A 16,258-nucleotide genomic window follows, 5' to 3' on the forward strand; every position below is an offset into this window, starting at 1 on the left:
TGTCCCTGAATTATTTTCGTCAAACTCGGCCAAAATATTTATGAGGGACAGAATAATGAGATTTTCTTGCGTGCACTGCTGCGATGCAGTAAATTCGCTTTCCTGTCGACGTTTCGCGGAGCCTGCCATGTCCTCGCCTCAAACTCCCGCTTCACCCTCTGAAATCGCCGCGCTGTCCCGCGGTGGCCTGTATTGCCCGCAAAACGAACATGACGCCTGCGGCGTGGGTTTCGTCGCGCACATCAAGGGGAGCAAATCGCACGACATCGTGCAGAACGGGCTGCTCATCCTCAAAAACCTCGACCACCGCGGCGCGGTCGGGGCGGACAAGCTCATGGGCGATGGCGCGGGCATCCTGATCCAGATTCCCGATGCCTTCTTTCGCGAGGAAATGGCGGCGCAGGGCGTGGAACTGCCGCCGCCGGGTGAGTACGGCGTGGGCATGATTTTTCTGCCGCGCGAGGAGGCGTCGCGCCTGGCGTGCGTGCAGGAGATCGAGCGCGCGGTGCGCGCCGAAGGGCAGGTGCTGCTGGGCTGGCGCGATGTGCCGGTGGATGCCGACATGCCGATGTCGCCCACGGTGCGCGCCAAGGAGCCGGTGATCCGCCAGGTCTTCATCGGCCGCGGCCCCGACGTCATGGTCACCGATGCGCTGGAGCGCAAGCTGTTCGTCATCCGCAAGACCGCGAGCCACGCCATCCAGAAACTCGACCTGCGTCACGGCAAGGAGTATTTCGTGCCGTCGATGTCGGCGCGCACCATCGTCTACAAGGGCCTGCTGCTGGCCGATCAGGTGGGCGAGTACTACAAGGATCTGAAAGACCCGCGCGTGGTCTCGGCGCTGGCCCTGGTGCACCAGCGCTTTTCGACCAACACCTTCCCCGAGTGGCCGCTGGCGCACCCGTACCGGCTGGTGGCGCACAACGGCGAGATCAACACGGTCAAGGGCAACTACAACTGGATGCGGGCGCGCGAAGGCGCCGTGTCGTCCCCGGTGCTCGGCGCCGATCTGCAAAAGCTCTGGCCGCTGATCTACCCGGGGCAGAGCGATACCGCGAGCTTCGACAACTGCCTGGAACTGCTGGTGATGGCCGGCTATCCGCTGTCGCACGCGATGATGATGATGATTCCCGAGGCGTGGGAGCAGCACACCCTGATGGACCCGCGCCGCCGCGCGTTTTACGAATACCACGCCGCGATGATGGAGCCGTGGGACGGCCCGGCGGCGATCGCCTTCACCGACGGCCGCCAGATCGGCGCCACGCTCGACCGCAACGGGCTGCGCCCTGCGCGCTACATCGTCACCGATGACGATCTGGTCATCATGGCGTCCGAGTCCGGCGTGCTGCCCATTTCCGAGAGCCACATCGTCAAGAAATGGCGCCTGCAGCCGGGCAAGATGTTCCTGATCGACATGGAGGCCGGGCGCATCATCGACGACAAGGAAATCAAGAGCCAGCTCGCCAGTGCGCGCCCCTATGGCCAGTGGATCGAGAACCTGCGCATCCGCATCGACGATCTCGACCACCTCGGCCACGCCGAGCCCTCGCCCATTCCTCTGCTCGACCGCCAGCAGGCCTTCGGCTACACCCAGGAAGACCTCAAGTTCCTGATGGCGCCGATGGCCGAGAAGGGCGACGAGGCCGTGGGGTCGATGGGCAACGACGCCGCGCTGGCCGTGCTGTCCAACCGCGCCAAGCCGCTGTACAACTACTTCAAGCAGTTGTTCGCGCAAGTCACCAACCCGCCGATCGACTCGATCCGCGAGAACATGGTGATGTCGCTGGTGTCGTTCATCGGCCCGCGGCCCAACCTGCTCGACATCAACCAGGTCAATCCGCCGATGCGCCTGGAAGTCAGCCAGCCCGTGCTCGACTATGACGACATGGCACGGCTGCGCTCCATCGCCCAGCACACCGGCGGCAAGTTCCGCAGCTATGAAATCGACATTTGCTATCCGGTGATCTGGGGGCAGGAGGGCATCGAAGCCCGCATTGCGTCCATCTGCGCCGAAGCGGTGGATGCGATCAAGAGCGGCCACAACATTCTCATCATCACCGACCGCAGCATGAGCGCCGAGCGCGTGGCCATTCCCGCGCTGCTGGCGATGAGCGCTGTGCACCAGCACCTCACCGCCCACGGTCTGCGCACCCAGACCGGCCTGGTGGTGGAGACCGGCAGCGCGCGCGAGACGCACCATTTCGCCGTGCTCGCAGGCTATGGGGCCGAGGCCGTGCACCCCTATCTGGCGCTGGACACCATTGCCGCCATGGCGCGCGATCTGCCCGGTGATCTCAGCGCCGACAAGGCGATGGCCAACTACATCAAGGCCATCGGCAAGGGTCTGCAGAAGGTCATGTCCAAGATGGGCATCTCCACCTACATGAGCTACTGCGGCGCGCAGATTTTCGAGGCCGTGGGCCTGTCGCGCGAGCTGGTGGACAAATACTTCACTGGCACGTCCACGCAGGTGGAAGGCATCGGTGTGTTCGAGGTGGGGCAGGAAGCGCTGCGCATGCACCGCGACGCCTTTGGCGATTCACCGGTGCTGGCCAACATGCTCGACGCAGGCGGCGACTACGCCTGGCGCGCCCGTGGCGAAGAACACATGTGGACGCCCGATGCCATTGCCAAGCTGCAGCATTCCACCCGCTCGGGCAACTACAACACCTACAAGGAATACGCCCAGATCATCAACGATCAGTCGCGCCGCATGCTCACGCTGCGCGGGCTGTTCGAGTTCAAGATCGACCCGAGCAAGGCGATCCCGATCGAAGAAGTCGAACCGGCTGCCGAGATCGTCAAGCGCTTTGCCACCGGGGCGATGTCGCTGGGCTCCATTTCCACCGAGGCGCATTCCACCCTGGCCGTGGCGATGAACCGCATCGGCGGCAAGAGCAACACCGGTGAAGGCGGCGAAGACCCGCTGCGCTACCGCGCGGAAATGCGCACCGGATCGAGCGGCATCCAGGACGGCGACACCCTCGGCAGCGTGCTCGGGGCCGAGCGCATCGTCAGCGACATTCCGCTCAAAAGCGGCGACTCGCTGCGCTCCAAGATCAAGCAGGTGGCCTCGGGACGCTTCGGCGTCACCGCCGAGTACCTGGCCTCGGCAGACCAGATCCAGATCAAGATGGCCCAGGGTGCCAAGCCTGGCGAAGGCGGGCAATTGCCCGGCGGCAAGGTGTCCGAATACATCGGCATGCTGCGCTACTCGGTGCCGGGCGTGGGTCTGATCTCGCCGCCGCCGCACCACGACATCTACTCCATCGAAGACCTGGCCCAGCTCATTCACGATCTGAAGAATGCCAACGCGCGCGCGTCCATCAGCGTCAAGCTGGTGTCGGAGTCGGGCGTGGGCACGGTGGCCACCGGCGTGGCCAAGGCCAAGGCCGACCATGTGGTGATTGCCGGGCATGACGGCGGCACCGGCGCGTCGCCGCTGTCCTCCATCAAGCACGCGGGCTCGGCCTGGGAAATCGGCCTGGCCGAAACCCAGCAGACCCTGGTGCTCAACCGCCTGCGCAGCCGTATCCGCGTGCAGGTGGACGGCCAGATCAAGACCGGCCGCGACGTGGTGATCGGCGCGCTGCTGGGCGCCGACGAATTCGGCTTCGCTACCGCGCCGCTGGTGGTCGAGGGCTGCATCATGATGCGCAAATGCCACCTCAACACCTGCCCGGTGGGGGTGGCCACGCAAGACCCGGCGCTGCGCAAGAAGTTCTCCGGCAAGCCCGAACATGTGGTGAACTACTTCTTCTTCGTCGCCGAGGAAGTGCGCTCCATCATGGCCCAGCTCGGGGTGCGCAAGTTCGACGATCTGGTCGGCCGTGTCGATCTGCTCGACGCGCGCAAGGGCGTTGCGCACTGGAAGGCACGCGGCCTCGACTTCAGCCGCGTGTTCCACCAGCCCGACGTACCGGCCGATGTGCCGCGCCGTCAGGTGGAGGAGCAGGATCACGGTCTGGCCAAGGCGCTCGACCATGTGCTGATCGAACGCGCCCGCCCCGCGCTCGAGCGCGGCGAGAAGGTGCAGTTCATCCAGAACGCGCGCAACGTCAACCGCACCGTGGGCGCCATGCTCTCCGGCGAGGTGGCTCGGCGTTACGGCCACGACGGCCTGCCCGACGACACCATCCACATCCAGATGGAAGGCACGGGCGGCCAGAGCTTCGGCGCCTTCCTCGCCCGTGGCATCACCCTCTACCTCATCGGCGAAGCCAACGACTACACCGGCAAGGGGCTCTCCGGCGGCCGCGTGGTGGTGCGCCCCAGCCTCGATTTCCGTGGCGATGCACCGGCGAACATCATTGTCGGCAACACCGTGCTGTACGGCGCAATCGAAGGCGAGGCCTTCTTCCGTGGCGTGGCCGGCGAACGCTTCGCCGTGCGCAATTCCGGCGCCACCACAGTGGTCGAAGGCACCGGAGACCACGGCTGCGAGTACATGACCGGCGGCACCGTGCTGGTGCTGGGTGAGACCGGCCGCAACTTCGCCGCCGGCATGAGCGGCGGCATTGCCTACGTCTATGACGTGGACGGTCTGTTCGCCAAGCGCTGCAACACCGCCATGGTGGCGCTCGACAAGGTCTTGCCCGCCGCCGAGCAGAAGGCGCAGATGGCCGAAGCCCTGTGGCACCGCGGCCAGACCGATGAAGCCCAGCTGCGCAAGCTGCTGCAGGACCATCTGCGCTGGACAGGCTCGCAGCGTGCCCGCGAGCTGCTCGACACCTGGGAGGACGCGCGCGGCCGCTTCGTCAAGGTGTTCCCGCATGAGTACAGGCGTGCGCTGGGAGAAATGGCCGCCAAGCGCGAAGCGCAGGCCGCCACCGCGAAGGCCAAGGCACCCGCCAGCGTCCCCGCCAAGTAAGCAGCAGTTCAGGACATCGAGGAAAGATCATGGGAAAAATCACCGGATTCATGGAATTCGAGCGGCAGGAAGAGCAATACGAAGCGCCTGCCGTGCGCCTCAAGCACTGGAAGGAATTCGTCCACGAGTTGCCCGAAGACAAGGCCAGAACCCAGGCCGGGCGTTGCATGGACTGCGGCATTCCGTTCTGCAACAACGGCTGTCCGGTCAACAACATCATCCCGGATTTCAACGATCTGGTCTGGCAAGGCGACTGGAAACAGGCGCTTGACGTGCTGCACTCCACCAACAATTTCCCCGAGTTCACCGGTCGCATCTGTCCTGCGCCGTGCGAGTCGGCCTGCACCCTGGGCATCAATGAATTGCCGGTGGGCATCAAGTCCATCGAGCATGCCATCATCGACCGGGGCTGGAACGAAGGCTGGGTCACGCCGCAGCCGCCCGCGCACAAGACCGGCAAGACCGTGGCCATCGTCGGCTCCGGCCCCGCCGGGCTGGCAGCGGCGCAGCAACTCGCTCGCGCCGGGCACAGCGTCACCGTGTTCGAGAAGAACGACCGCGTCGGCGGCCTGCTGCGCTACGGCATTCCCGACTTCAAGATGGAGAAGAGCCACATCGACCGCCGCATCGCGCAGATGCAGGCCGAGGGCGTGACCTTCCGCACCGGCGTGCTGGTGGCCGAGCTGCCCAAGGACGGCCCCGGTGCCACCGTGGCCAACTGGGCGAAGGAATCCATCACCCCCGCGCAACTGCAGGCCGAGTTCGACGCCGTCCTGCTGGCTGGCGGCTCGGAATGCCCACGCGATCTGCCCGTGCCCGGGCGAGAGCTCGACGGCATTCACTTCGCCATGGAATTCCTGCCGCTGCAGAACAAGGTCAACGCCGGAGACAAGCTCAAGAACCAGATCCTGGCCACCGGCAAGCATGTGGTGGTGATCGGCGGCGGCGACACCGGCTCCGACTGTGTGGGCACCAGCAACCGTCATGGTGCAGCGAGCGTCACCCAGTTCGAGGTGATGCCGCAGCCGCCCGAGCAGGAGAACAAGCCGCTGGTGTGGCCGTACTGGCCGATCAAGCTGCGTACCTCCAGCAGCCACGAGGAAGGTTGCTCGCGCGACTGGGCCGTGGCCACCAAGGAATTTCTCCCCGGCACTGGCAAGGACAAGAACAAGGTCAAGCAACTCAAGGCCTGCCGCGTGGAGTGGAAAGACGGCCGCATGCAGGAAGTGCCGGGCAGCGAGTTCACCATGCAGGCCGATCTGGTGCTGCTGGCGATGGGCTTCGTGCATCCGGTGGGCAGTGTGCTCGACGCCTTCGGCGTCGACAAGGACGCCCGCGGCAACGCCAAGGCCGGCACCGAAGACGAGACCGGCTATGCCACCAATGTGTCCAAGGTCTATGCCGCAGGCGACATGCGTCGCGGGCAGTCGCTGGTGGTGTGGGCCATCCGGGAAGGCCGCCAGGCCGCGCGCGAGATCGACCGCTTCCTCACCGGATCGACCGAGCTGCCACGGTGATGCAGCGCCCGACCCGCACGGATCGCCGGTCTTTTGATCCATGCAGGGCCGGTCCGGCCGGCGATTTTCGGACAATGCGGGGATGATGCGAGACGTTGATGACCATCACGGCCTGCCCCAATTCCCGGGTCGCGATCCGCAGGACATGCTGGAGGCCACCCTCGCCAGTCGTCCCGACGGGGATCTCTGGCTGTTCGGCTACGGCTCGCTGATCTGGAACCCGGAAGTCGTGCACGAGGAAGTGCGCCCCGCGCGCGTGTGGGGCTGGCGCCGCACGCTGCGCATGTGGTCGCGCATCAATCGCGGCACGGAACAGGCGCCCGGCCTGGTGTTTGCGCTGATGTCCGGCGGCTCCTGCAGCGGCATTGCGCTGCGCGTGCCGCAGCACTGCGCCGAACGCGAGCTGCGGCAACTCTGGAAGCGCGAAATGCCCCGCGCCGTGTATGACCCGCGCTGGCTGCGTACCCGCACGCCGCATGGCGTGGTTCAGGCCCTTGCGTTCACCTTGCATCCCAACAGCCCCAGCTACACCGGCGAACTCGATGACCAGCAACTGATCGAGATTCTGCGCAACTGCCGTGGCCGGTATGGCACCACGCTTGAGTATGTGGCGCGCACCGCCCGCGCCCTGCGCGACATCGGGATCCGCGATGCCGAGATCGAGCGCATCATGGCACTGGTCGATCAGCACCAGCTGGCTTGAGCGCCAAGCGAGCCTGGCGGTGCGCGGTCACGCCACGGGCCTTTCGATAGCATGTCAACCTGAGAACCTTCTCCGCGCATCCCTGCATGCGGTTGCGCCCGATCTTCCCACCAACCAGGACCGCTCATTGGCCAAGCCGAATTACTCCTACGAAAAACGCCAGAAAGAACTCGCCAAGGAGCGCAAGAAGCAGGAAAAGTTGCAGCGCAAGGCCAACAAGCCGGACAGCACGCAGATGCACGGCGAAGATTCCGGCAGCGCGACACCGCCGGACGCCGACACCGCGAGCAACACCGCGCCGACCTCCGGGAGCTGACGGCCCGCCTGTGCATGCGCCCGGCAAGCGCTGGTTCGCGCTGCGCGGCGACGACTGACATCAGACCCCGGCCCAGCCTGACCGGCAACAGCGCTGCTCGAGTTTCACCACCATCGGCCGCAACTGCCAAGCCAGCGTGCTCCACAGCGCATTGCTGACGGGGCCATGCAGCGTCGTTGGCCGAGTTGCTGTTGCGGTGCAATTGCGTGTCGGAGCTGAGCACGGCGGGCATGACCACGCGCCTGATCCATCAAGGCAAGGTTCAGGGCAACACCGAACAAGTCTCTTGCGCCCTGCGCATCCAGCCTGCGGGCGGTCTGCTGCGTTGCACATCCTCGCCATCGCTTGGGCGATTGTCTTGGTGTGCGCCTTGCATCCCATTCCGCAGCCAGGCGCGCATCATCACAAGGACTGATTCATTGTTGCCTTAGCAAATACTTAATGTTTTGAGATGAAACTTTAAGTAACAATCGAACGACCGTTCTTTTATTGTTCTCTCCATGTCGGCTTGCCATCCATGCGGCCGGTCAGCAAAAAGGGAGAGCGTCATCATGTGTCGTCGATTGTTCAGTGCCGCAGCCATCAGCATGGCTTGCGGATTGTTTTCCGCCCACGGCATGGTGCTGGCCGCAGACTGGGCACGCGTGGCACCGCATGGCCCACAGGGAGGCGCGGCCCGCGGCATGTATCTGCTGCGTATTTCCGGTTGCAACGATTGCCACACCCCTGGGTATGCACAGAGTGGAGGCGCCACACCGCCCAGCCAATGGCTGACTGGCAGCCCGGTGGGATTCCAAGGTCCCTGGGGCACGACCTACGCGAGCAATCTGCGGCTGCTGATGGCGCAGATGAGCGAGGCGCAGTGGTTGCAGCGGGCGCGCCAGCCCATGCGTCCGCCGATGCCTTGGTTCGCGCTGCGCGATATGTCGGACGACGATCTGCGTGCGGTGTATGCCGCGGTGCGTCAGCTCGGCAGTGCCGGAACTCCCGCGCCCACCTTTGTGCCACCGCCGGCTTTGCCTGCGGGCTTGTTCATTCGCTTCGTGCCGCAGTCGGCAGGCAAGTAGCAGGGCGATGGAGCTGACCATGTCCACCGCAATTCCCGCCAGCGCGCTGCCATCCAGTGCGCATCTGCCCGCCGCGCACCTTGCTTGCACTACCCTGCACGCGGCTCGGGCGCAGCTGGAATCTCTGCCCATTTCCTCGCGCTGCGCGCAGGCAGCGGAATTGCTGCGCGTCGCTGCCGCGCATGAACGCACCGCGCTCGTCGACGCAATCCGTCCATGTCTGCATGGACAGGCGCTCGACATGCTGCTCGACCAGCTGCAGCCGCTGGCCGGCTTGCCCGCCGCGCTGTCGGTGCGCAGCAGCCCGCAGCGCGTGTTGCGCAACTGAAGTCACCACCGGGTGCCGGTTCATTCGACGCGCGCAGCCGCGCAGCACGGTCGAGCTTCGCCCTGTATTTGCTGCGCATTACTTGAGGAGTCCGTCATGTTTACCATTCCCACGTTCCAAGCGACACACAACCAAGCCCGGCGCGCTCTGGCTCGCCCAGACTTGTACCGCACCATTCACAAGGCGTTGCGCGCGAGCATGTGCGATGTCGTTGTTGCCCTGGGGCGGCTCGATGTGCAGAGTCCGGACGCGTGCGATCACACTCTGCTGCGTGCCGAGCGTCTGCTGGACCATCTGGCCGCGCATCTGGAACACGAAAATGCCTTCCTCCATCCGGCCATCGCGCAAATGGCTACGGCCGTTGCCTCACAGACGGCCGGCGACCACGATGACCACGCTGGCACCATTGCCGCGCTCCGCGATTTGCTGCAAGGGTTGCGCGACACGACAGCGCTGCGCGAGCGACGCGCTCTGGCGCTGTGTCTGTATCGCGCGTTTGCTGCCTTTGTCGGCGAGAACCTCGTGCACATGCAGGTGGAGGAGAGCCATAACGCCGAGGCTCTGTGGGCAGGGTACAACGATGCGCAGTTGCATGCCCTGCAGGCGCGCCTCCTGCAACATGTGGACCCGCAGATGCCCGCCGAAATCCTGCCGTGGATGGTGCGCGCGCTGACGCCGGAGGAGCTTGCTGAGCTGTACGCGGACATGCGGGCGAACGCACCACGCGCGGCCTACCGCGCGGCATTGGATGTGGCGCGCGCCGAACTCGATGGCGACCGTTACGCCCTTTTGGAGCGTGCCTTGATGGTTCCGGCGCTGGCCGCCTGAGCGGGGTCAGCCGCTGTCCGCACCGGCGCTGGCCAGCCGCAGCGGCCGTTGCACCACCAGCCGGAAGCGGCCGCGCCCAGTCTTTTCGATCCAGACGCCGTGCCGCTGTTCGCTCAACCGCCGGTCGAGCAGGATCAGCCGCGCTTCGAGGTTATCGGTGATATCGGGCAGTCCCAGCGAAGGGTCGAGCCGCAGTTCCTTGTTGCTGAAGCGCGTCCGCCCCTCGCGCAAGTAGTCGCGCACCAGGCGCATGAAAATTGCGCCGGCCACTCCTTTGATGAGATAGCTGTCGTCGAGGAACACGCTGTCGTTCACCGGGAAATGCCGCACGACGATTGGCTCGGCTGCGCCGTGCGTGGCCTCGTACGGGACGGGTTCGGCCTCGTCCGCCGTTTCCTCGGTCTGCTGCTGCAACAGGGCAATGGCCAAGCCGATCTGCTGCGCGAGCACGACCAGCGCGTCCTCGTCGGCCGCGTCGAAGCGTAGATTTTGATCGCTCTCGACGAACAGCACGCCGAGCAGCCGTCCGCTCAGGCAGATTGGCACCGCAAGCTGGCTGCGCGACTGCGGCAATCCGGGCAGGGGAATTTCCAGTTCCAGCGCACTGCGCTCGCTGCTCTCCAGGCGATCGCGCACGGCCTGGCTGTAGGCAGAGTCCTGGGTGTAGTAACCAATGCGGATGGGGGTGCGCTGCGCCGCGGCCACGCCGATCACCCCCTGGCCCAGCGCGATCTCCGCGCCCACGCCGCTGTTGGCATAGCCACGACTGGCCACGGTGTAGAGCGCCTTGCGCGCCGGATCGAGCATCAGCACCAGGCTGTTGTGCATGTCCAGGCGTTGCGCGAGTCCATCGAGTACGCCCTGCGTCAATTCAGACAGATCGGTGGCGCGCTGCATTTGCGCGCCGATCAGACGCAGTGCCTCCAGCCGGTAGCTCGGCGGTCCGACAACCGGCAATGCCAGACCGGGAACCGCGTCGATGCGCACCACTCGGTAAACATCGGCTCCGAGCAGACGAAACACCTTGGCCATGCCGGTGTGCGAGGCGATACCGGCCAATCTTGCCTTCATCGCCTCGAACAAGGGGCCTTCGCTCTCAGTGCGCAGGTAACGCAGGGTCAGGCGGTAGCTCTGTCCAGTGTCGGGATGGATGAGCTGCACCAACACCCGGGGGTTGCTCAGCACATTCTCGCGGGTCTTGTTGAAGAACTGAAACGACAGCGCCACATGCTCGGCGTCCACATAGTGGACATGCGAGACATAGGTGACATTGGGCGTGCCGTCGGCGGCGCAAGACGCCAGCGCCGCCGGGATGATGCCCTCCAGGCAGGGACGGATGGATGTCAGCGCGATGGGCTTGTTCATGGCACTGACACGATGCTGCCATGTGCTCCGCCCAGGATCTGCCCGGCGCGCGGGCCCGGCGTTTGCTCGAACCATGCAGTCGGCCACACAACCAGACGCACATCCACGTCCCGCGCCGCGCCCAGGGCGGTGCGGATCAGCTCTGCCTGGTCGCCGCCCATGATGCGGTTGACATCGGCAATGAAATCGCGCTGCGAGCGGTCGATCCAGTCCAGGTCCCCCGCCTGCAAAGGAGTCAGATCGGCGCGCGGGGCCTTGATCTGCAGAGTGCGATGGGTGCTCGGCTGGGTGAAAGCCACCGCGATCGGCGCGGGCCTGCGCAGATCGTCCAGCAGTTCAAGCGCCTTTTGCGACACAAGGAACAGTTCGACCATCGATTGCGCCGCATCGGCCCGCGCCGTGACACGGCACGCCAGGGCACGACCCAGGCTTGGGTTGCCGTCGCCATCTGCCGAGCCAACGATGATGGACAGGCCGCTCTGCAGAAATCGGGCGGTGTCTTCGGGCAGGACGAGCGGCATGGGTTGATCAGGCATGGCGCTGGCGGACATGGTGAGCCACACCATAGACGCGCGCTGCGGCGCTGTAAATGCCACGATGCAGATGCATTCTGCGCGTGCCGAATCCTGGGCAGACCGGCGCGCCGCAGGCCAGCTCAGGCGCTGCGCCGGTGGCCTTTAGAGCGAACAGGCCCAGGCTGCACAGGATGCGCGATACCCCCATGTCACCTCCTGCGTCAGACCCGTTTGCCAATGGTCTTGCGGTTTAGAGCAACACTGAACAAGTCTTTTGCGCGCTGCGCATCCGGGCTGCCGGCGGTCTGCGGCGCAGCCCTCGCTCGCCGTCGCTTGGGCGATTGTCTTGGTGTGCGCCTTGCATCCCATCCCGTCGCCCGGCGCCCATCATCACAAGGACTGATTTGTGTCGCCTTAGCCAGACAGACCGTCGTCGTCTCGCTCGCTGTGTTTGCGCCAATTGTTCAGGGCGTTGCGCATCACCTGAACCTCCTGCGCGAAATTGGGGCAGGCCTTGCACACCAGGAAATGGATGCGGATGGACAAGCGCTCTGGAAAACCGAGTGCGCGGTCTTCCCGCGCCAGGATGAGGGCGGCAACTTCGCGGCAGGTGCGGCGGAAGGGGTAGTTCATGTTGCCGGGTTCCCGAACCAGTTGAGTTGCAGGCATTCGCGCAGGCGCATGCGGGCGCGGTGCAGCATGGTCCAGACATTGGTCGATGAAATGCGCAGTTCCTGACAGATGGCGTCGGTGTCGAGTTCCAGCCATTCGCGCATCAGGAACACCCGGCCGATCTGGCCGGGCAGCGCGTCCATGCAGGCTTCGAGCACCTCGAAGAACTGGCGCTGCTGCAGAGCCTCGGCTGGCGCGTCCCAGGTCTGCGGCATGGTGCGGAAATGGCCGTCGGGCGCGAACACCAGGTCTTCGAGCACGTCGCCTTCCTCGTCGGTGTCGTATGGCGCTTCGCGCTGGCGCAGGCGCAGCTGATCGAGCACCTTGTGCTTGAGGATGCCCACCACCCAGGTCTTGAACTGCGACTGCCCGGCAAAGCGTTGTGCACCCTCCAGCGCCGCCAGCAATGTTTCGGACACGGCGTCTTCGGCCCAGGCCGTGTTGCGCAACTGCAGCTGCGCCAGGCGCAGCAGGGTGGGGCGCAGCGCTTCGATGCGGGCATGCAGGTCGGTGAGTTCGGCGGTGTGCTCAAAAGGCATGGGCAGGTCGGGGGGCATCCCTCGAAGGCATGTGATCGGCATTCTTCCATGCGGACGTGTTTCAGACTTCGCCACGGAGTGCGGGTTTTCACTGAGATGTTGCATTGTCAGGAATGGTCACGCCGCGCGACTGATGAGCAACCCAGTCGACATGCGACGGGTTGTTGCAGGCGATCTGCCTGTCTGACCTCACACCATTTCAGGAGATTCACCATGAACAAGCGTCAATTCCTCAGCACCGCCGCCGCCTCGATGCTCGCGATGGGCGTGCTCGCCACAGTGCCTGCTGCACACGCCGAGAGCATGGGCAAGTGCTTCGGCGTGGCCAAGGCGGGGCAGAACGACTGCGCCGGGCTGTCCGGGCTGCATTCGTGCAAAGGCACCAGCACCATGAGCTACAACCCGGGCGACTTTGTCGTCAAGCCCACAGGCACTTGCGAAAAACTCGGTGGCTTGGACATGGCGCAGGCCAAGGCCGTGCTCGCCAGCCCGGAGAAGACCAAGGCCTTCGAGGCGGCGATGGCCAAGAAAATGTCCTGACCGTCTGCCGCGCGCAACCGGCTGCGGTGTGGCACCGCGCGGTTGCGCAGCGCTGACCAGCCTGCGAGGAGACCTGCGATGAACCCGAGTGTCGCGCGTGCCGGCATCGGCCTGCGCCAGCCGCATTACCGAGCGTTTCACGCCACGCAGCCAGACGTTGGCTTTGTCGAAGTGCATTCGGAAAACTTTTTCAATCCCCACGACGCCGCCGCTGCGGTACTGCAGCAGGTGCGTGCCGATCATGCCGTGAGTCTGCACGGCGTCGGCATGGCGCTGGGTTCGGCCTGCGGGCTGGACCCGCAGCATCTGGAGCAGCTCGCGGCCCTGGTCGAGCGCATCGAGCCGGTGCGGGTGTCCGACCACGCCTGCTTTGCCCGTGCCCCATGGAGCGCACGCGGCATCGTGCACGCCAGCGACCTGCTGCCCGTCGCCTTCACCCAGGGGCAGCTCGATGTGTTCTGCGCCAATGTCCAGCAGGTGCAGGAGCGCCTGCGCCGCCCCATTCTGGTGGAAAACCTCAGCAGCTATCTCGACTTTGCCGAGGCCGACTACACCGAGGCCGAATTCTTCGCCGCGCTGGTGCGCCGCACCGGCTGCGGCATGCTGCTCGATGTCAATAACCTCATGGTCAACGCAAAGAACGCACACCACCCGACGCCACTGCAGGCGGTGTGCGACGGGCTGGACGCGCTCGCGGCGGCGCTGCCTGCGGGCGCGGTGGGTGAGATCCACCTGGCCGGGCACAGTGAGCAGGGCGGGCTGGTGATCGACGACCACGCCGATCACGTGTCGCTGCCGGTGTGGATGGCGTATGCCCATGCGCTGCAGCGCTTCGGCGCCACGCCCACGCTCATCGAGTGGGACGACCGACTGCCGCCGCTGAGCATGCTGCTTGACGAAGCGGCGCAGGCGCAGACGCTGCTCGACGACGTCCAGCGCGAAGCTACGTCCGCCGGTAGCGTGCCGTGCGATTACACCGGCGCATCGTGGGAGATGACAGCATGAACGCACCAACGTCCGCCACGGCGCGCGAGGCGGCGCGTCAGCAGGCATTGGTCGCGCTGCTGTTTGCGCCGCAGCCGCAAGCGGACGCCCCGCCCACGCTGGGCGTGCGGCAACGCGGCGCAAGCTGGGCCGAGGGACTGGCGGCCTACCGCGGCAACGGGCGCGAACATGCTCGGCTGGCACTGCGCGCGCAGTTTCCAACCGTCCTGGCGATGCTCGGCAACGATGCGTTCGACACGGTTGCCGTGCGGCACTGGCGGGCGCGTCCGCCGCGCCGCGGCGATCTGGCCTGGGTCGGTGAAGACTTTGCCGACACCCTGGCCGAGCAGAGCGCGCTGCGCGACTGGTCCTGGCTGGCCGACAGCGCGCGTCTGGATTGGGCGCTGTGGGACGTTCTGCGCAGCCCGGCAACGGCGCTGCTGGCCGATGATCTGCAGCGCCTGGCCACGCAGCCGCCGCAAACCCTGCGGCTGCATCTCGCCCCCGGCGCGCGCCTGATCGCATCAGACTGGCCTATTGTCACCCTGTGGCAGTTGCACCGCGACCCCGAGCCCGATGCGCTGGCCTGCCGCAATGCGCTGCAGCAGGGCGGGCAGACCGCGTGGGTCTGGCGCCTGGGTTGGCAACCCTGCACCGAGGCGCTTTTGCCACCAGTTGCGCACTGGATGCATGCGCTGCAGAGCACGCCGACGCTGGACGCGGCGCTTGCCGCAGCCGACGACGACTTCGACCTTGCCGCCTGGCTGCATCGCGCGGTGCAGCAGGGTTGGATCGCAGCCATCGACGCCTTGCCCGCACCGAATTGAACTACGAAGCACACCGCGCACACCCCGCCCCAAGGAGACGACCATGACCACCCTGACTCTGCAACAGCGCATGCGCTGCGCCAACCCCATCCGCCAATCCTGGAGCGCCCTCATGCGCCTGCTCGATTGGCTGCAGTCCCCGGCGCTGCTTGTCGCGCGACTGTATGTCGCCTACGTGTTCTTCAACTCCGGGCTGCAGAGCCTGCGCGACTGGGCCGGCACCGTGTGGCTGTACGAAAACGAGTTTCACGTTCCCATCCTGCCACCGCATGTCGCGGCGGTTGCCGGCACCGCGGGAGAACTGCTGTTGCCGCCGTTGCTGGCGCTCGGGCTGTTCGGGCGCTTTGGCGCGCTGGGGATGTTCGTGGTCAACGCCGTGGCGCTGCTGTCCTATATGGACGCGCTGCAGCCCCCGGCCATCCTGATGCACGTGATCTGGGGCATCCTGATTGCCGTGATCGCCCTGTGGGGGCCGGGCAAGTGGTCGGTCGATCAATGGAGGAGCGGCCGCCGCAGGGCGTAAGCTGTGCCGACATGAAGTCGCGTCTACCCGCTGTCCTGTTCCGCGCGGTCCTGCTCGGCGGCTTGGCATTCGCACCGCCGGCGATGGGCGCTGATGTGGCCGCAGCCAGACCCGCACCCGACGTGGCTGCCGCAGCCCAGGTCCTGGCGCATTTGCCGCAAGCCACCGCGATTGCCGAAGGCCGCGGCTCGCGGGTGCTCACGGTGTTTTTCGACCCGAACTGCCCCTACTGCCGCCAGCTCTACCGCGACCTGCGCCCCTTTGTCGGCAAAGACGGCTTGCAGATCGACTGGGTGCCGGTGGCCATTCTGGCGCCGAGCAGCCTGGGCAAGGCGGCTGCCATCCTGCAGTCGGCCGATCGCCTGCAGGCCTTCCGGGCGATGGAGGATCATGCGCTCGACCCCAACCTGCCCGCACCCTCGGTGCCCACGGCCAGCCAGATCCGCGCCACAACCCGGCAGACTCTCCGGGCCAACGAAGCCGTGCTGAAACAGGCCGGGGTGTACTACAGCGTGCCGCTGGCGGTGTACCGCAACCGCGCGGGTCAGCCTGAACTGTTGCTCGGCGCACCGCGCGACGACAAGGTCCTTGCAGCGCTGCTGTACACAGTGGGGCCATGACGCATGGCGCCGTCAGCATGTACGCTGGCAGCATGCCGTCTTGC

General features: G+C 65.8%; 17 protein-coding genes. 12 read left to right on the forward strand and 5 right to left on the reverse strand.

All coding sequences use genetic code 11. From position 1 onward, the window contains the following. Positions 1 to 127: 127 nt before the first annotated feature. From AC1ZQA_RS04110 to AC1ZQA_RS04140, 7 genes are all read left to right on the forward strand, one after another. Positions 128 to 4,870: a glutamate synthase-related protein gene (locus AC1ZQA_RS04110; RefSeq protein ID WP_482678553.1), complete on the forward strand. Its 4,743-nt coding sequence runs from the start codon at positions 128 to 130 to the stop codon at positions 4,868 to 4,870. A gap of 29 nt (positions 4,871 to 4,899) precedes the next feature. Continuing rightward, positions 4,900 to 6,387, forward strand: coding sequence for a glutamate synthase subunit beta (locus AC1ZQA_RS04115; protein ID WP_482678554.1), 1,488 nt, complete (start codon positions 4,900 to 4,902; stop codon positions 6,385 to 6,387). Between the two features lie 82 nt (positions 6,388 to 6,469). Next, complete coding sequence (locus AC1ZQA_RS04120; protein WP_482678555.1) at positions 6,470 to 7,090, forward strand: gamma-glutamylcyclotransferase; 621 nt, start codon at positions 6,470 to 6,472, stop codon at positions 7,088 to 7,090. Between the two features lie 127 nt (positions 7,091 to 7,217). Then, positions 7,218 to 7,406: a hypothetical protein gene (locus AC1ZQA_RS04125; protein WP_482678556.1), complete on the forward strand. Its 189-nt coding sequence runs from the start codon at positions 7,218 to 7,220 to the stop codon at positions 7,404 to 7,406. Positions 7,407 to 7,957: 551 nt separating this feature from the next. Next, a complete protein-coding gene (locus AC1ZQA_RS04130; protein ID WP_482678557.1) occupies positions 7,958 to 8,473 on the forward strand; it encodes a cytochrome c precursor in 516 nt (171 codons plus the stop codon). Positions 8,474 to 8,492: 19 nt separating this feature from the next. Next, positions 8,493 to 8,801 carry a hypothetical protein gene (locus tag AC1ZQA_RS04135; RefSeq protein ID WP_482678558.1) on the forward strand — a complete coding sequence of 103 codons (309 nt, stop codon included), beginning with the start codon at positions 8,493 to 8,495 and terminating at the stop codon, positions 8,799 to 8,801. Positions 8,802 to 8,897: 96 nt separating this feature from the next. After that, positions 8,898 to 9,629: a hemerythrin domain-containing protein gene (locus AC1ZQA_RS04140; RefSeq protein ID WP_482678559.1), complete on the forward strand. Its 732-nt coding sequence runs from the start codon at positions 8,898 to 8,900 to the stop codon at positions 9,627 to 9,629. 6 nt (positions 9,630 to 9,635) lie between these two features. On the opposite strand, the gene AC1ZQA_RS04145 is transcribed toward AC1ZQA_RS04140, so the two are convergent. From AC1ZQA_RS04145 to AC1ZQA_RS04165, 5 genes are all read right to left on the reverse strand, one after another. Next, positions 9,636 to 10,994, reverse strand: a complete 1,359-nt coding sequence (locus AC1ZQA_RS04145) for a GAF domain-containing protein (protein WP_482678560.1) — start codon at positions 10,992 to 10,994, stop codon at positions 9,636 to 9,638. After that, a complete protein-coding gene (locus tag AC1ZQA_RS04150; RefSeq protein WP_482678561.1) occupies positions 10,991 to 11,530 on the reverse strand; it encodes a hypothetical protein in 540 nt (179 codons plus the stop codon). Before AC1ZQA_RS04150 ends, AC1ZQA_RS04145 begins: the two co-directional genes overlap by 4 nt. After that, positions 11,523 to 11,717 (reverse strand): hypothetical protein, encoded by a 195-nt coding sequence (locus tag AC1ZQA_RS04155; RefSeq protein WP_482678562.1) that lies wholly within the window; start codon positions 11,715 to 11,717, stop codon positions 11,523 to 11,525. Before AC1ZQA_RS04155 ends, AC1ZQA_RS04150 begins: the two co-directional genes overlap by 8 nt. 206 nt (positions 11,718 to 11,923) lie before the next feature. Next, positions 11,924 to 12,142, reverse strand: a complete 219-nt coding sequence (locus AC1ZQA_RS04160) for a zf-HC2 domain-containing protein (protein WP_482678563.1) — start codon at positions 12,140 to 12,142, stop codon at positions 11,924 to 11,926. Further along, positions 12,139 to 12,720: a sigma-70 family RNA polymerase sigma factor gene (locus AC1ZQA_RS04165; RefSeq protein WP_482678564.1), complete on the reverse strand. Its 582-nt coding sequence runs from the start codon at positions 12,718 to 12,720 to the stop codon at positions 12,139 to 12,141. Before AC1ZQA_RS04165 ends, AC1ZQA_RS04160 begins: the two co-directional genes overlap by 4 nt. A gap of 213 nt (positions 12,721 to 12,933) precedes the next feature. Between AC1ZQA_RS04165 and AC1ZQA_RS04170 the strand changes: the two genes are divergently transcribed. The 5 genes from AC1ZQA_RS04170 (at position 12,934) to AC1ZQA_RS04190 (ending at position 16,214) form a co-directional block, all read left to right on the forward strand. Continuing rightward, entirely contained in the window at positions 12,934 to 13,260 is a 327-nt protein-coding gene (locus AC1ZQA_RS04170) for a BufA1 family periplasmic bufferin-type metallophore (protein ID WP_482678565.1), read from the forward strand. Between the two features lie 78 nt (positions 13,261 to 13,338). After that, complete coding sequence (locus tag AC1ZQA_RS04175) at positions 13,339 to 14,265, forward strand: MbnB/TglH/ChrH family RiPP precursor modification enzyme (RefSeq protein WP_482678566.1); 927 nt, start codon at positions 13,339 to 13,341, stop codon at positions 14,263 to 14,265. After that, a complete protein-coding gene (locus tag AC1ZQA_RS04180) occupies positions 14,262 to 15,071 on the forward strand; it encodes an HvfC/BufC N-terminal domain-containing protein (RefSeq protein WP_482678567.1) in 810 nt (269 codons plus the stop codon). The genes AC1ZQA_RS04175 and AC1ZQA_RS04180 overlap by 4 nt, the downstream gene beginning before the upstream one ends. A 43-nt stretch (positions 15,072 to 15,114) precedes the next feature. After that, the gene (locus tag AC1ZQA_RS04185) at positions 15,115 to 15,594 is read left to right on the forward strand and encodes a DoxX family protein (RefSeq protein WP_482678568.1); all 480 of its coding nucleotides are present in this window, start codon (positions 15,115 to 15,117) and stop codon (positions 15,592 to 15,594) included. A gap of 11 nt (positions 15,595 to 15,605) precedes the next feature. Then, a complete protein-coding gene (locus AC1ZQA_RS04190; RefSeq protein WP_482678569.1) occupies positions 15,606 to 16,214 on the forward strand; it encodes a thioredoxin fold domain-containing protein in 609 nt (202 codons plus the stop codon). Positions 16,215 to 16,258 lie beyond the last annotated feature (44 nt).

Source organism: Thiomonas sp. DCM-2 (assembly GCF_056820905.1).

What these genes read in the sequence shown, in the direction of transcription:
- AC1ZQA_RS04130 (WP_482678557.1), top strand. Translation starts at nt 7,958, where the DNA reads ATGTGTCGTCGATTGTTCAGTGCCGCAGCCATCAGCATGGCTTGCGGA.
- AC1ZQA_RS04135 (WP_482678558.1), top strand. Translation starts at nt 8,493, where the DNA reads ATGTCCACCGCAATTCCCGCCAGCGCGCTGCCATCCAGTGCGCATCTG.
- AC1ZQA_RS04165 (WP_482678564.1), bottom strand. Translation starts at nt 12,720, where the DNA reads ATGCCTTTTGAGCACACCGCCGAACTCACCGACCTGCATGCCCGCATC.
- AC1ZQA_RS04185 (WP_482678568.1), top strand. Translation starts at nt 15,115, where the DNA reads ATGACCACCCTGACTCTGCAACAGCGCATGCGCTGCGCCAACCCCATC.
- AC1ZQA_RS04110 (WP_482678553.1), top strand. Translation starts at nt 128, where the DNA reads ATGTCCTCGCCTCAAACTCCCGCTTCACCCTCTGAAATCGCCGCGCTG.
- AC1ZQA_RS04175 (WP_482678566.1), top strand. Translation starts at nt 13,339, where the DNA reads ATGAACCCGAGTGTCGCGCGTGCCGGCATCGGCCTGCGCCAGCCGCAT.
- AC1ZQA_RS04160 (WP_482678563.1), bottom strand. Translation starts at nt 12,142, where the DNA reads ATGAACTACCCCTTCCGCCGCACCTGCCGCGAAGTTGCCGCCCTCATC.
- AC1ZQA_RS04140 (WP_482678559.1), top strand. Translation starts at nt 8,898, where the DNA reads ATGTTTACCATTCCCACGTTCCAAGCGACACACAACCAAGCCCGGCGC.
- AC1ZQA_RS04155 (WP_482678562.1), bottom strand. Translation starts at nt 11,717, where the DNA reads ATGGGGGTATCGCGCATCCTGTGCAGCCTGGGCCTGTTCGCTCTAAAG.
- AC1ZQA_RS04170 (WP_482678565.1), top strand. Translation starts at nt 12,934, where the DNA reads ATGAACAAGCGTCAATTCCTCAGCACCGCCGCCGCCTCGATGCTCGCG.
- AC1ZQA_RS04145 (WP_482678560.1), bottom strand. Translation starts at nt 10,994, where the DNA reads ATGAACAAGCCCATCGCGCTGACATCCATCCGTCCCTGCCTGGAGGGC.
- AC1ZQA_RS04190 (WP_482678569.1), top strand. Translation starts at nt 15,606, where the DNA reads ATGAAGTCGCGTCTACCCGCTGTCCTGTTCCGCGCGGTCCTGCTCGGC.
- AC1ZQA_RS04150 (WP_482678561.1), bottom strand. Translation starts at nt 11,530, where the DNA reads ATGCCTGATCAACCCATGCCGCTCGTCCTGCCCGAAGACACCGCCCGA.
- AC1ZQA_RS04120 (WP_482678555.1), top strand. Translation starts at nt 6,470, where the DNA reads ATGATGCGAGACGTTGATGACCATCACGGCCTGCCCCAATTCCCGGGT.
- AC1ZQA_RS04115 (WP_482678554.1), top strand. Translation starts at nt 4,900, where the DNA reads ATGGGAAAAATCACCGGATTCATGGAATTCGAGCGGCAGGAAGAGCAA.
- AC1ZQA_RS04180 (WP_482678567.1), top strand. Translation starts at nt 14,262, where the DNA reads ATGAACGCACCAACGTCCGCCACGGCGCGCGAGGCGGCGCGTCAGCAG.